The organism is Bacillus sp. FSL R5-0820 (assembly GCF_038593385.1).
GTDB lineage: Bacteria > Bacillota > Bacilli > Bacillales > Bacillaceae > Bacillus > Bacillus altitudinis.
Genome location: NZ_CP151991.1, coordinates 3,432,198 through 3,445,413, shown reverse-complemented (window position 1 = coordinate 3,445,413; position 13,216 = coordinate 3,432,198). Strand labels below are relative to the sequence as shown.

General features: G+C 42.3%; 17 protein-coding genes. 8 read left to right on the top strand and 9 right to left on the bottom strand.

Features of this window, described 5'->3' with window-relative positions; all coding sequences use genetic code 11:
- Positions 1–2: 2 nt before the first annotated feature.
- Both NST15_RS17835 and NST15_RS17830 read right to left on the bottom strand, forming a co-directional pair.
- Positions 3–683, bottom strand: a complete 681-nt coding sequence (locus NST15_RS17835; RefSeq protein ID WP_007497850.1) for a CidB/LrgB family autolysis modulator — start codon at positions 681–683, stop codon at positions 3–5.
- Complete coding sequence (locus NST15_RS17830) at positions 677–1,060, bottom strand: CidA/LrgA family holin-like protein (RefSeq protein WP_008345527.1); 384 nt, start codon at positions 1,058–1,060, stop codon at positions 677–679. The genes NST15_RS17835 and NST15_RS17830 overlap by 7 nt, the downstream gene beginning before the upstream one ends.
- A 165-nt stretch (positions 1,061–1,225) precedes the next feature.
- Between NST15_RS17830 and NST15_RS17825 the strand changes: the two genes are divergently transcribed.
- The 4 genes from NST15_RS17825 (at position 1,226) to NST15_RS17810 (ending at position 4,119) form a co-directional block, all read left to right on the top strand.
- Complete coding sequence (locus NST15_RS17825) at positions 1,226–2,113, top strand: LysR family transcriptional regulator (RefSeq protein WP_008345526.1); 888 nt, start codon at positions 1,226–1,228, stop codon at positions 2,111–2,113.
- Between the two features lie 17 nt (positions 2,114–2,130).
- Positions 2,131–2,955, top strand: a complete 825-nt coding sequence (gene thiM, locus NST15_RS17820; RefSeq protein WP_342498707.1) for a hydroxyethylthiazole kinase — start codon at positions 2,131–2,133, stop codon at positions 2,953–2,955.
- Positions 2,942–3,631: a thiamine phosphate synthase gene (gene thiE, locus NST15_RS17815; protein ID WP_035702490.1), complete on the top strand. Its 690-nt coding sequence runs from the start codon at positions 2,942–2,944 to the stop codon at positions 3,629–3,631. The genes thiM and thiE overlap by 14 nt, the downstream gene beginning before the upstream one ends.
- Before the next feature lie 113 nt (positions 3,632–3,744).
- Complete coding sequence (locus NST15_RS17810; protein WP_327862317.1) at positions 3,745–4,119, top strand: nuclear transport factor 2 family protein; 375 nt, start codon at positions 3,745–3,747, stop codon at positions 4,117–4,119.
- A 348-nt stretch (positions 4,120–4,467) separates the two neighbouring features.
- Here NST15_RS17810 and NST15_RS17805 read toward each other — a convergent pair whose 3' ends face one another.
- The 6 genes from NST15_RS17805 to NST15_RS17780 all read right to left on the bottom strand — a co-directional run bounded on the left by NST15_RS17805 (position 4,468) and on the right by NST15_RS17780 (position 8,847).
- A complete protein-coding gene (locus NST15_RS17805; protein ID WP_060781543.1) occupies positions 4,468–4,806 on the bottom strand; it encodes a DUF4288 domain-containing protein in 339 nt (112 codons plus the stop codon).
- Between the two features lie 294 nt (positions 4,807–5,100).
- On the bottom strand, positions 5,101–6,639 hold the full coding sequence (locus NST15_RS17800) for a cation acetate symporter (RefSeq protein WP_041091531.1): 1,539 nt from the start codon (positions 6,637–6,639) through the stop codon (positions 5,101–5,103).
- On the bottom strand, positions 6,636–6,950 hold the full coding sequence (locus tag NST15_RS17795) for a DUF485 domain-containing protein (protein ID WP_255234130.1): 315 nt from the start codon (positions 6,948–6,950) through the stop codon (positions 6,636–6,638). The genes NST15_RS17800 and NST15_RS17795 overlap by 4 nt, the downstream gene beginning before the upstream one ends.
- 107 nt (positions 6,951–7,057) lie before the next feature.
- Complete coding sequence (locus NST15_RS17790) at positions 7,058–7,726, bottom strand: glycosyltransferase family protein (protein ID WP_035389886.1); 669 nt, start codon at positions 7,724–7,726, stop codon at positions 7,058–7,060.
- Entirely contained in the window at positions 7,719–8,408 is a 690-nt protein-coding gene (locus NST15_RS17785) for a class I SAM-dependent methyltransferase (RefSeq protein WP_017368290.1), read from the bottom strand. Before NST15_RS17785 ends, NST15_RS17790 begins: the two co-directional genes overlap by 8 nt.
- A 298-nt stretch (positions 8,409–8,706) precedes the next feature.
- Positions 8,707–8,847 (bottom strand): anti-repressor SinI family protein, encoded by a 141-nt coding sequence (locus NST15_RS17780; RefSeq protein WP_008345506.1) that lies wholly within the window; start codon positions 8,845–8,847, stop codon positions 8,707–8,709.
- A 458-nt stretch (positions 8,848–9,305) separates the two neighbouring features.
- On the opposite strand from NST15_RS17780, the gene NST15_RS17775 reads away from it, so the two are divergent.
- Together NST15_RS17775 and NST15_RS17770 are read left to right on the top strand one after the other, a co-directional pair.
- Complete coding sequence (locus NST15_RS17775) at positions 9,306–9,689, top strand: GtrA family protein (RefSeq protein ID WP_024719496.1); 384 nt, start codon at positions 9,306–9,308, stop codon at positions 9,687–9,689.
- 26 nt (positions 9,690–9,715) lie between these two features.
- Complete coding sequence (locus NST15_RS17770; RefSeq protein WP_008345502.1) at positions 9,716–9,973, top strand: hypothetical protein; 258 nt, start codon at positions 9,716–9,718, stop codon at positions 9,971–9,973.
- Between the two features lie 34 nt (positions 9,974–10,007).
- On the opposite strand, the gene NST15_RS17765 is transcribed toward NST15_RS17770, so the two are convergent.
- Positions 10,008–10,853, bottom strand: a complete 846-nt coding sequence (locus NST15_RS17765) for an AraC family transcriptional regulator (protein WP_008345501.1) — start codon at positions 10,851–10,853, stop codon at positions 10,008–10,010.
- Positions 10,854–11,028: 175 nt separating this feature from the next.
- On the opposite strand from NST15_RS17765, the gene NST15_RS17760 reads away from it, so the two are divergent.
- Both NST15_RS17760 and galE read left to right on the top strand, forming a co-directional pair.
- A complete protein-coding gene (locus tag NST15_RS17760; protein ID WP_342498706.1) occupies positions 11,029–12,213 on the top strand; it encodes a galactokinase in 1,185 nt (394 codons plus the stop codon).
- A complete protein-coding gene (galE, locus tag NST15_RS17755; protein WP_017368288.1) occupies positions 12,213–13,205 on the top strand; it encodes a UDP-glucose 4-epimerase GalE in 993 nt (330 codons plus the stop codon). The genes NST15_RS17760 and galE overlap by 1 nt, the downstream gene beginning before the upstream one ends.
- The last annotated feature ends 11 nt before the right edge of the window (positions 13,206–13,216 follow it).

The following is a 13,216-nucleotide window of genomic DNA, read 5'->3' as shown; positions in this document are numbered from 1 at the left end:
TTCTATAAGGCAAACGACATCAGGATAGGCGCTGCACATAATGTAATAATGGCCGAAATGATCATGGACACACTTGAGATCGTGCCTGAGACGGAGCTCAGTTCAAAGGCCTTCGATGTGCCTGCACCGTGTGCTCCTGTACCAAGCAGAACGCCCATTGCAATGTCATTATCAATGCGGAAATAACGGATAACCAATGGCCCAATGATTGAACCAAATAATGCTGTTAAAATGACGAATACAGCCGTAACGGACGGCATCCCGCCAATCATTTCAGACACACTCATTGCAACGGGTGTTGTGACGGACCTTGGGACGAGGCTCTCGATCAGACTCGTGTCCAAATGAAACAATTTAGCGATAAACGCTGTTGATAAAATCGCAACGATAGAACCGCAAGCCACATTCAAAATAATTTCTACTGCATGCTTCTTCAAAATATGAAAATACTTATATAAAGGAATGGCAAATGCCACAGTCGCAGGTTGAAGCATATTTGTCAGCCATTTTCCGCCTTGATTGTAAGCATCGTAAGGAATGTTCACGATTAACAGCAAGACCACAAGAACAACCGGTGTTACAAGTAAAGGGGAGACATAGACTTTCGGATGACGTTTATAAACCGCTTTTGATCCGAGATAGATCAGAATGGTTAAGATCAAAAATAGTCCACCAACTAACATAATTTTTTTCGCTCCTTTCTTTTCGCAATCATCTGCGTCATCATGCCAGTCGAGAGCATGACCACAAAGGTACTAAGTAAAACCACAAGGACAATACTTGTGCCAGATTGAGAAAGTAATGTTCCGTAATCAATCACACCTACTGCTGAAGGGATAAAGAAGAGCAGCAGTTCTCCGAGCAGCCATACGGCGCCAAGTTCAATCCATTTTAATTTAATGATGTTAAAATGAAGTAATAAGAAAATGACAAGAATGCCTAAGATCGTGCCCGGAATTCTTAAATGCAAAAAGGCCGCCAGCACATTCATCAATTTCGCAAAAGCAAATAAAGCCATAATCTGAAGGGTAGCAATCAGCGACGTTTTGAGCAATTGCACTTTCTGTTCACTCCTTTTTCTATATAAATTGTTCACTGTTTCACAAAAACAACACAACGTTCTAATCGGTGAGCTTACTTTAAAGTGTACAGCACGTTCTATTATAGGTAAAATACATATATCGAATAGTTAGTATTCCTTTTGTCTATAGAAAGGATGAACCATGTGGACATCAGACATTTAACATATTTCTTAGAAGTGGCACGGTTAAAGAGTTTTACGAAAGCATCGCAATCGCTCTATGTGTCGCAGCCGACCATTTCCAAGATGGTCAAAAACCTAGAGGATGAGCTAGGTGTGCAGTTGTTTTACCGTAATGGCAGACAGGTTGAAATGACAGATGCTGGACAAACCATGTATACACAGGCGAGTGAAATCACACAATCCTTTCAGAACTTAACGAGTGAATTAAATGATTTAATGAATGTGAAAAAAGGACATATCCGAATAGGACTGCCGCCCATGATTGGATCAAGCTTTTTCCCAAATGTGATGGGGGAATTCCGCCAGCAGTATCCAGATGTCACCTTTCAATTGGTGGAGCACGGCTCCATTAAAGTAGAGGAAGGGGTAGAGGATGGATCATTAGATATTGGTGTCATTGTTCTGCCTGCAAATGATAAAATTTTTCATACATACACCATCATTAAAGAGAATATGAAGCTTGTCACCCATCCATCACATCCGATGGCAGGACGTGATGAGGTTCATTTGGCTGATTTAAAGGAAGAGTCTTTTATTTTCTTTCGAGAAGATTTCGTTCTGCACAGCCGAATCTTAAATGAATGTATGAATGCGGGATTCAGGCCAAACGTTATTTATGAAACGTCACAATGGGATTTCATCAGTGAAATGGTTGCTGAGAACCTTGGAATCGGGCTTCTGCCTGAACGGATTTGCCGTGATCTAGATCCTGATAAAGTGAGGATCATTTCCTTAAATCCGTCTATTCCGTGGCATTTGGGTGTCATTTGGCGAAAGGACCGCTACTTGTCCTTTGCTGCAAGAGAATGGTTAAAGCATACAAAATCCTATGTGTGGGATGCAGAGTAAAAGGGAGGACGATACAGATGAAATTAAGCTGCGTGTCTCATCTTTTGGAAAAGGTTCGAGCGGAAAATCCGCTTGTCCATAATATCACCAACCAAGTTGTGACGAACTTTACAGCGAATGGACTGCTTGCTTTAGGTGCTTCTCCAGTCATGGCAAACGCCAAAGAAGAAGTGGCAGAAATGGCGCAATTAGCGGATGCACTTGTGCTGAATATCGGTACACTAACAAAGGATACAGTAGAGGCAATGGTCATTGCTGGACAAGCGGCCAATGAAAAAGGTGTACCAGTTCTATTAGATCCTGTTGGTGTTGGTGCGACAACGTTTCGGACGAGTGCGGCGAAACAGCTGTTACAGCAAGTGGACATCACTGTTGTCAGAGGGAATGCTGCTGAAATGGCTCATTTAATTGGAGTGGAGGGCTGGCAGTCAAAAGGCGTTGATGCAAAAGGGGTAAATGGAGATGTATTGTCTTTAGCAAAGCAGGCGGCAAAAGCACTTCAAACCGTTGTGGCGATTACAGGGAAAGTGGATGTCGTGTCAGATGGAGAAGAGGTTCTATCTATTCATAATGGACACGAATGGTTAACCAAGGTGACAGGGACTGGCTGTTTACTCACCTCTGTCATAGGGGCATTTTGTGCAACAGGGGAACGGCCAATTCATGCGTCGGCATCAGCTCTGCTGTTTTATGGTGTCGCTGCAGAAAAGGCAGCTCAGCAGACAGAAGAGAAAGGGCCAGGCACCTTTCAAATCGAATTGTTAAACGCACTATCCAATACAAATGGTCAAGATGTGATCACGTTAGGGAAAATAGGGGGAGTTTTGCATGACGAAGGTTGATCAGCAGCTAATCAAACAGCAATTATCGGTTTATTTTATTATGGGAACAGCGAATACAAGCCGGCATCCGCTTGATGTGGTGAAAGAGGCCATTCAAGGCGGGATCACGATGTTTCAGTTTCGTGAAAAGGGTGAAGGTGCTCTGCAAGGTGAAGAAAAGAAAAAAATCGCTCAGCAGATTCAAGCACTTTGCCAAGAAGCGAATATCCCCTTTATCGTAAATGATGATGTACAGCTTGCAATAGATCTTGATGCAGATGGTGTCCATGTTGGGCAGGAAGATACACTTGCACTAGACGTACGGCAAAGAATCGGGAATAAAATATTAGGCGTGTCCACGCACAATCTAGATGAAGTGAGGCAAGCGATGAAGGACGGGGCAGACTACGTTGGGATGGGTCCAGTCTATCCTACAGAAACAAAAAAGGATACACGCAGTGTCCAAGGTGTTTCTTTAATCAACGAAGTACGTCAACACGGTCTTCACATTCCTATTGTGGGCATCGGCGGGATCACGTATGAAAATGCGGCACCAGTCATCCAAGCGGGAGCCGATGGCATTAGCATCATCAGCGCCATTAGCCAAAGCGCTGATCCGAAAAAAGCTGCGGAAGAACTAACATCTCTTGTCGAGTCAGAGAAAGCAGCTCTTTCATCTGTAAAAGACATGGATTGACTCATCCATGTCTTTTCTTATCTGCGTGAAAAATAGACAGTAGAGATACAATTGTGTACAATCTAATTGTTCGATTATTTTCGAAATGACAGGTAAATAAAGGAGAATGAATGATGGAAGTGCTCGATACGTATTTTCGCCGATATGATGAAGCGGGAAAAGGGCAAGAGCAAATGAACGAATTGCTGGCATTGTTTTCAGATGATGTCATGATTGTCTTAAATGGTGCTGAAAAGCCTGGCATCCAAGCGTTCACACAGTTTTTGAACACATTTTTCCACGTACATGAAGACATTAAACATATGTGGGATGGTTGGGTAAAACGAGAAAATGGGAAGTATGAAACAAACTGGGCTGTTTGCGGAAAGTTAACAGACGGTCGTGTATATACAGCAGAAGGCATTGATATTGCGGAGCTGGATGATCAAGGAAAGATCGTTTATTTAGAAAACGTCCCGAAAAACCCAGAGTTATTCCAGCGATATTAAAAAGCCGGCAGAGCAGATATTATCCCCTCTAATTAGACAGTATGAGATAATAAGCAAGCATGAGGCTTGCTTATTATTAGATTTATTTATCCGTAAATAGCTTATCAATCAAACTTATAGCAACAAAACAAAATGGAAATGCAATGAAAATGTACAGAACGTTTTTAGGTACAAACATATTGTAATAATAGAAAAATACACTCATAAATAAAAGCATCACTGCATACTTGATCATACTCTTCACAACATTCCTCCTAATATATATCTACCAACCATTATTAGCGCGCTTATCCCTCTTATCTAACTGTTTAGCAATTTGAGTTCACACACTGGTAGCTTAGACTTCTTTTATTTGTCTAACGAATAAGCGTCAATCGCTTCTTTAGCAGATGTTTCGTGATCAAAAAGAAGATATCGGCTGTACACTTCACTTAAATGCAGGGGACCTTCGTCTAAGTTTTCAACTAGCTCAAAGATATCTAGTACGGCTACTAGTTTTGTGGTTGTTTGTCCATAATCTCCATTTTCAAATGTCTCATCTGGAAAATGGTCTTTGACGATTTGTTTCACTTTTCGATTGTTTTTTGCTCTCACTAAAATGATTCGTTCCTCAAAGATTTTATCCGGTCTCACCTTTGGTGAGGAGCTAGATTCAAATAATAATTTTGCTGAGTACAATTTATGCATATGTTTCACTTCTTCCTTGTGGGGTGAATTTCCAGTATGTGTTTAAAATGATAACATAGGAATAACAAGAGAAGTCTATGGGGGTAATAGGGTTGAAAAGAATCATTGATAACAGAGGAGAAGTTCATGAAATTCTGCTGATCGTCATCACATGCTGTTCGTTGATCACGTTGAGGAAATGTGACAAGTTAGAAAGATATAAAGAGAGATTAAAAGGCCAATTTATCCCATATTGAGTACAGTTTTGAAATAGCAAGCACTGAAAAAGCCGGCAGAGCAGCCGGCTTTTTCTCATCAATCTGTATCCATATGCATACCTGTGTGTGCTTTTACCTGAATTTCTGTAAAGGTGTCTTCATCTGCTTTTTCAGAGGAGAAAATGGTGCCTAAGTAAGCCGCAAGGAATCCGAGCGGGATCGAGATAATCCCAGGGTTCGATAGTGGGATAAGCGGCTCTCCTGTGAAAATGGCTGCCCCTGATGGGTCCCAGACGCTTGGGCTGAGTGACACGATCAGGAGTGCGCTCAGAAGGCCTGTTAAGCTTCCTGCGATAGCACCTGTTGAGTTAAATCGTTTCCAAAAGACAGTGAAGATAATCAACGGTAAATTCGCACTTGCTGCCACTGCGAAGGCAAGTGACACAAGAAAAGCGACGTTTAAAGATTGCGCAAATAATGCAAGAATGATGGAAAGGATGGCCACGCCGATAGAAGCAAAGCGTGCCGCCTTCACCTGTTCCCGTTCACTCGCTTTCCCTTTGCGGATAATCTGGCTATAAAAATCATGGGCAAAGGCAGACGCGGCGGATAAAACAAGACCGGTCACCACTGCTAAAATGGTCGCAAAGGCAATAGCGGAAACAAAGGCAAATAATAAATCTCCTCCAAGCGCTTGGGCGAGTAGTGGAGCGGCCATGTTTCCTGCTGCATCGGCTGCCGTGATCGCTTCTGTTCCGACAAAAGCAGCGGCACCGAAGCCGAGGAAAACCGTCATTAAATAAAAAATCCCGATGATCCACGTAGCGGATAGAACAGATTTACGCGCAGAAATGGCATCCTTTACCGTATAAAAACGGATCAAAATGTGCGGCAAACCTGCTGTTCCTAGCACAAGGGCAAGGTTCAGAGACAGGGTCTCTAAAGGCACATCATATTTATTTCCCGGGTGAAGAAAAGCTTCACCAAGCGGGGTCGCTGTTTTCATCTGCTCAAACATCTTCAGCAGGCTAAAATCAAACTTGGCAAACACAAGCAGCGAAATAATCAGCGTGCCCAGCATGAGAAGCACAGCTTTCGTGATCTGTACCCAGCTGGTGGCGATCATGCCGCCAAACACGACATAAATAGTCATCAAGACACCTACGATCAGCACCGCAATCCAGTAATCAATGCCAAGAAGCAGCTTAATTAATGCACCTGCCCCAACAAGCTGTGCAATCATATAAAAAGTTGAGACTGTGATTGTGTTAAATGCGGCTACCCCTCGAATGGCAGGACGCTTAAATCGTGCAGCAATCATATCAGCCATCGTATATTTTCCTAGATTTCGAAGCGGTTCAGCCACGACATAAAGGACGACAAGATACGCTACAAGAAAGCCAATACTATAGAAAAAGCCGTCAAATCCATTTAAGGCGATCATGCCGGCGATCCCTAAAAATGAAGCAGCAGACATATAGTCCCCGGCGATGGCAAGGCCATTTTGAAATCCAGTCAGTCCGCCGCCTGCGGTGTAAAAATCACTCGCATTGCTTGTTTTTTTCGCAGCAAAATACGTGATGACCAATGTGAGACCTACGATCGCTATGAATAAAATAAAAGCGGTCATACTCATTCGTCATCACCTCTAGATTCAGTTTTTAAAGCGCTTACATATTTGTCGAACTGAGCCGCTTTTTTTGCATAAAGCCCACATAAAACCCATGTCATCACAAATTGCGTGAGGGCAAATAACCAAGCCCACGTGATCGCTCCAATTGCTGGCATGTTCAAAAAGGTGAAGTAGGATGTAGCAACCGGAAGTGAAAAGTAAAAGAGAAAAAAGAAAATCGTCATCGGTACGATAAATCTGCGTTTTTCCTCAAGAAGTTTTCGAAAATCCTTTGAAGCGGCAACCTTCTTATAATGAACGTTTTTGTCTGCCATTGTTTCCTCCTTTGTACGAATTAGGGACAAGGTACTCCAATGCATATGAGACGATCTGGTTGTTTATGACAGTATATCATAAAAAAGGCACCCAAAAAGGGTGCTTTCTACCGATAATGCGCAAGAAATGTTTGTCTTGCTTTTTCATATGCTTCTGCATCAAAATGATCTCCGCATTTGTGAATACACCAGGGCTCCACTTGCCTTGCAATCCCAACCTCATATCCCTGCTGTGCAAACTCAAAAGACTGTGACACATCATAAAAATGAAACCCGTCTAAGAGGTCCTCACGCCACTTGATATCATATTGTGTTGCCATAAAAAGACCGTCAATAGCAGAAGCTTTGATATAACCTTGGGGCTCTGTCTGTGGATGACCAGATTCAAACGTTAGCAGCTGATAGGTGTCGTGCCGATATTCAATGACTTTCCCTCTGCAATCATGGCTCTCCCACCAGATTCCATTGTCTGGCACACTTTCTGCACCTATTACCCCAAGCATGCCAAGTGACGGATTCTGCAAGAAAAGTGGGATCAGCTCGAGAAGCATATGCTGTTTGACGATGAGTGTATCTTGATGAAGATAAATTTTAAACTGTGCAGGATGAGTGAGAGCTTCATTGTATCCAGAGGCCATACTTGATGCATGTCTAATGGGCAAAACCTCTACATGATACCCGTGCGGAGCAGGAAGTGAAGCAAGCTGCCGGAAGCAAGCTTGAAACATCGACTCATCATTTACACATAAAACAAATAAGATGGTGGGGCTACTCATTGAGTTGAACCGCCTCAACCACGTATTGATAGGCTGTCGCTGCCTCGTTAAAATCAAAACGGATGCCATGTTTTACGAGTAATTCATGTAGATCATTCATGACGCCCGTATAGGAAGGGTGTTGTACACGAATGGTTTCAAGCTCACGAACATGGAACCCGGCTGACTGAAAGAGGGCATGAATTTCGTGAAGGGTAAAGAAGCGTAAATGTGTTTGATCCATTAATCCTGCATCTGTATAAGAAAATCTCCCAGCCAGTAATTCTAAAACCGTTGAAATATGACCAATATTCGGAATGGAAGACAAGATGACCCCTTCCTTTTTCAGAAAAGGTTTGACCTTTTTTAAAACGGCCCAAGGGTCCAATAAATGTTCAAGGACGTCTCCGAAAATGATGCAGTCAAATTGTTCATGCTGATAAGGCAGCGCCATCTGTTCAATATTGCCGCATAAAACATGATCCAGCGCTTTCTCAGCTTGCTTTGCCGCATCTTCAAAAGATTCAATTCCATATATGGTACGGTCTTGTTGTTTTAGGACTTTGCCAAGCTGGCCTGTGCCGCATCCGATATCCAAGATAGACGTCCATTCCTTACGAATACGATGGACAATCACAGGGTTCACACCGTGATAATATTGATCCTTCTTTTGATGATAATAAGATAGGGAATCTGAACTCACGCGCCACCCACCTTTCTTCTTTCTTGTGTCTCATGCTTAATATATGGGTGGGGAGCTTGGTTTTATAACGAAAATGGGCAATTTCCATGAATGACAGCTAAAAAGGGGTCATATAAAGAACAGGGAACGGACTGTCCTCCTAAAAATAGAAAGACAGAACCCCATTGAGTGGAAGGGATTGGTATGATGAGGTGTTCAATTATTGTAGCGTATCGTCATGAAAGGATGTTTAAAAGGTCAATTGACAGGTTAGAACTTTAGCCAAAGCAATCTGAAAGACAAAGGATAACGGCGTTGATTACGGTTTGTTTATCATCTTCTGATCACCGTTGGATGTTAAAAAAGCTTGTATTTCCTCGATGCCTAGTCCAATTTTTTTCGCTTCTTGAATCAAATAAACCCACTCTTCGTCAACTCTTCTTTTCACTTGCGTATCCATAATATCCTCCAGTTCAATAAGACATATTCATCTGCAACCAATGACTTGAACAAACCGTCTAGTAACTGTACGTGTATGTGAATGGAGTACAAAAATAGATTTTTGTCGAAAAATGATGACATTTAACCTATTTTGTAAAATTTATCACCTACCACGTTCCTAAAAAAATGACTAAAAAACCCATAAATATTGAATTCTTACTTCTCATAATAAACAATTGTAAAGTCAGTTAAAAGATTATAAATTAAAATAATGATAAAGACCTAAATCATTTGACTCATATAAACCAATAAGGTTGACATATGCCATCAGCGTGAACAAATTTCATCTTTGCAGGACGCACATATTGTTCGTTTGGGAAGTTCTTCTTAAGATGGTATTCTAAAAGAAACAGAATTCACCAAGAAGGAATGAAGAAAGACATGTATAGCCTTTTTCAAAAGTATCAAGAAGTTGTCATGTATCTGATCATGGGTGTGTGTACAACCATTGTCAACATAGTCAGCTTCTATTTATTCGTTGAGATGTTTTCTATGGATTACAAAACAGCAACGGTTGTTTCATGGGTGTTTGCTGTGCTCTTTGCTTATATCACCAATAAGAAGTATGTCTTCAAGCAAAAGGCTCGTGACACAAAAAGCCTGATGCGTGAGCTTTCTTCATTTTTTAGTGTCCGTCTCATGTCTCTAGGTGTAGATCTGGGGCTGATGATTTTATTTGTGAGCCAAATGGCGCTCAACGAAACCGTCGCAAAAATTCTTGTTAACTTTGTGATTGTCGTGGTCAATTATGTCGCCAGTAAATGGTTCGTCTTCAAGAAAACAAAAGAAGATGCGATTTAACACATGAAAAAGATAGGTGATGTGAAATGAGCAGCAGGCCAGACGAATTATATGATGCCATATATCAACAAACAGAAAAGCAGCATGAACAAGTGTTGAGGCTAGTCAAAGAAATGACCGCACATCCAGAAGCATTTTCTGAACAAGAAAAGGAAAAGATCAACCGAATGGACATTGCGCTTCAAACAGCGACGGACATTTTAGAAAATTTAATGACCCCTGATACGCAAATGACCATTGTTTTAAGACAAGGGAGAATTCGTGTTGACCTGACGAAAGCGTAAAAGAAGCAGCCAATTGAAAAGCGGCTGCTTTTTATTATGCATCGCTTGTTTCCCGGAGTTGCTTTGGAGACATGCCGATTTTCTTTCGAAAGACTTTATTCAAGTAATTCGCGTTTCGGTAGCCGCACTGTGTGGCGATTTCTTCAATCGAGTATTTCGTTGTTTTCAGTAACGTTTCCGCCTTTTCTAAACGAATATTGGTTAAATAATGAATCGGTGTGAAGCCAGTTGCCTTTTTGAATTCCCTCGTAAAATGACTTTTGGATAAACGTGCCGCAGCTGCCATATCGTCAGGCCCAATCTCCTCGTGAAAATGGTGGCTTGCAAATAAGGCCGCTTGGACGATGGGCTCAGGCCATTTCTCCATTTGTCCCTCAAGCTTTGGCAAATATGAATACAGTTCCATGACAAATTGATAAGCAAGGCTAGACCCCTCAAATGGATTGGTAATCCGTCTTTCACTGGCTTCATCATAAATCTTCTTTAGCAGGCGGATCGGTTTGGAATTCGGATGAAAACGCATGACCTGCTTTCCTTGATCGATAAATTGATCAAAGCAAAGGTCACAGGCTTCCCCATAAAGTGTTAAATAGAGAAATTCCCAATGTTCACTGTCTTCTGGAAAATAGTATTGATAAGCACTGGGGCTTTTCACCAGAAAGGCCTGTCCAGGCAATACTTTGAATCGTTTCTGTCCGATTTCAATCATGCCGTGTCCAGACAGTGTGAGCTGAAAGATGCACTTGCCCTGATCCTTCCGCTCTACGCCATTCCAGCTGTATAACGAAGATGATTGAACTTCCCAGCCAACAGACCAGATTTGGGCCGGCAATGTCACATCAGAATGGTGAAAACGAAATGCAAATGCTTCCTTCTTCAAATTGGAAACCCTCCTTCACAGCAAAAAACAACCTTTTTCTATTTTGAATCATGTTACACCTCATATCACATCGTACCATTCACAGCAAAAAAAGGGTATTTTTTAACGATTTTTTTACCATTGAACTTCAGCTGACGGGGCAACTAAAATAAGATTATCAGAAGAGAAAAGGGGAATGGATATGATCGACACATTACGAGCAGCATTTCACCAGCAATTTGGAGATCAGGAAGAACTCCGCTATTTTTTCGCCCCAGGCAGAGTCAATCTGATTGGTGAACACACAGATTATAATGGGGGCCATGTCTTTCCATGTGCACTCACTCTTGGTACATATGCTGCGGGAGCAAGACGATCAGATGGACGCGTCAGAATGTATTCCTTGAATTTTGAAGAAGAAGGTGTGAAAGAGTTCGATCTTTTTGAAATCGCTTTCTCAGAATCGGACGGCTGGGCGAATTATCCGAAGGGAGTATTCCAACAGTTTATCGAAGCAGGCATGGATGTGAAAGAAGGCTTTGATATTGTATATGCCGGCAATATCCCAAATGGCGCAGGCCTGTCATCTTCTGCCTCTATTGAGCTCGTCACGGCTGTCTTGATCAATGAATGGTCGTCATTCGGCGTAACGCAAATCGACCTAGCCCTTCTTGGGCAGCGTGCTGAAAATGAGTTTATTGGCGTGAACTGCGGCATTATGGATCAATTTTCAATTAGTCTTGGAAAAGAAGGTCACGCTATTTTGCTCAATTGTGACACGCTTTCCTTTGAATACAGCCCATTTCGGCAAGAGGGTCTGGCACTTGTCATTGCCAATACAAATAAAAAACGAACACTTGCAGATTCCAAATACAATGAACGCCGTTCAGAATGTCAATCTGCTTTAAACGATCTTAGAAAAGAACGAGATATTGCGCATTTATGTGAGCTCACGGCGGATGAATTCGCTAAGCATGAACATTTGATACAAGATGAAACGTGTAGAAGACGTGCAAGACATGCCATCACGGAAAACGAGAGGACCATGAAAGCAGTAAATTTTCTGAAAGATGATAAAATGGGAGAACTAGGTGCACTCATGAAGGCATCTCACCTTTCTTTAAAGAATGATTATGAAGTCACTGGGCTTGAGCTAGATGCACTGGCTGAAGCCGCATGGCAACATCCAGGGACGATTGGTTCGCGTATGACAGGTGCTGGCTTTGGGGGCTGTACCGTCAGCATTGTGAAAGAAGAGCTGCTGGACTCATTTATAGAAGAAACAGGTGCGATTTATCAAGAAAAAACAGGCATTCAAGCCTCTTTTTACACAGCTGGAATTGGAGGCGGCGCTAGAGAATTAACGAAGGAGGAATTTTGATGGCAATTTTAGTATGTGGGGGAGCAGGTTTTATTGGCAGTCATGCGGTAGCGGCTCTTTTGGCTAAAGGAGAACAAGTAGTAATTGTGGATAATTTGCAGACAGGTCATAAAGAGGCAGTCGTAAAGGGTGCCGTATTAGAAGAGGGAGATTTAAGGGATCATGCTTTTTTAAGACGGGTTTTTCAAACGCATGACATAGAAGCGGTCATGCACTTTGCGGCAGATTCACTTGTTGGAGAAAGTGTAACAGACCCGCTGAAGTACTATGACAACAATGTCGGAGGGGCAACGGCTTTACTTCAGGTGATGAATGAATTTGATGTGAAACGCATTGTATTCTCTTCAACTGCTGCGACATATGGTGAACCAAAGCGTGTACCGATCGTTGAAACGGATGAGACGAACCCAACAAATCCTTATGGGGAAACAAAGCTCGCGATTGAGAAAATGCTGAAGTGGTCTGAGCAGGCATATGGTATTGAATATGTTGTGCTTCGTTATTTTAATGTAGCCGGTGCTCATACAGAAGGGATTGTCGGGGAAGATCATCAGCCAGAAACGCATTTAATCCCAATTATTTTGCAAGTGGCATTAGGAAAACGTGATCAAATCATGATTTACGGTGAGGATTATGAAACAGAGGATGGCACATGCATTAGAGACTACATTCATGTCATGGATTTAGTAGAGGCGCACATTCTAGCGGTTGAGCGTCTGCGTGAAGGAAAAGGAAGTGCGACGTACAACTTAGGGAACGGCACAGGCTTCTCTGTGAAGCAGGTCGTAGAAGCTGCAAGAGAAGTGACGGGGCATGCCATTCCAGCACAGGTGGCAGAAAGACGTGCGGGTGATCCAGCTAAGCTGATTGCTTCATCAGAAAAAGCGCTGAAAGAACTAGGATGGAAGCCGCAATATGCAGATCTCCACACCATCATTCAAAGTGCATGGGATTGGTTTCAGAAACATCCAGATGGCTATCAAAGTGAGTAACGTGTAGCAGG

Coding starts and splice junctions, on each gene's coding strand:
- NST15_RS17775 (WP_024719496.1), top strand. CDS start 9,306: ATGTATCTGATCATGGGTGTGTGTACAACCATTGTCAACATAGTCAGC.
- NST15_RS17780 (WP_008345506.1), bottom strand. CDS start 8,847: ATGGATACGCAAGTGAAAAGAAGAGTTGACGAAGAGTGGGTTTATTTG.
- NST15_RS17835 (WP_007497850.1), bottom strand. CDS start 683: ATGTTAGTTGGTGGACTATTTTTGATCTTAACCATTCTGATCTATCTC.
- NST15_RS17800 (WP_041091531.1), bottom strand. CDS start 6,639: ATGAGTATGACCGCTTTTATTTTATTCATAGCGATCGTAGGTCTCACA.
- NST15_RS17760 (WP_342498706.1), top strand. CDS start 11,029: ATGGATATGATCGACACATTACGAGCAGCATTTCACCAGCAATTTGGA.
- NST15_RS17790 (WP_035389886.1), bottom strand. CDS start 7,726: ATGAGTAGCCCCACCATCTTATTTGTTTTATGTGTAAATGATGAGTCG.
- NST15_RS17810 (WP_327862317.1), top strand. CDS start 3,745: ATGGAAGTGCTCGATACGTATTTTCGCCGATATGATGAAGCGGGAAAA.
- thiM (WP_342498707.1), top strand. CDS start 2,131: ATGAAATTAAGCTGCGTGTCTCATCTTTTGGAAAAGGTTCGAGCGGAA.
- galE (WP_017368288.1), top strand. CDS start 12,213: ATGGCAATTTTAGTATGTGGGGGAGCAGGTTTTATTGGCAGTCATGCG.
- NST15_RS17770 (WP_008345502.1), top strand. CDS start 9,716: ATGAGCAGCAGGCCAGACGAATTATATGATGCCATATATCAACAAACA.
- NST15_RS17805 (WP_060781543.1), bottom strand. CDS start 4,806: ATGCATAAATTGTACTCAGCAAAATTATTATTTGAATCTAGCTCCTCA.
- NST15_RS17795 (WP_255234130.1), bottom strand. CDS start 6,950: ATGGCAGACAAAAACGTTCATTATAAGAAGGTTGCCGCTTCAAAGGAT.
- thiE (WP_035702490.1), top strand. CDS start 2,942: ATGACGAAGGTTGATCAGCAGCTAATCAAACAGCAATTATCGGTTTAT.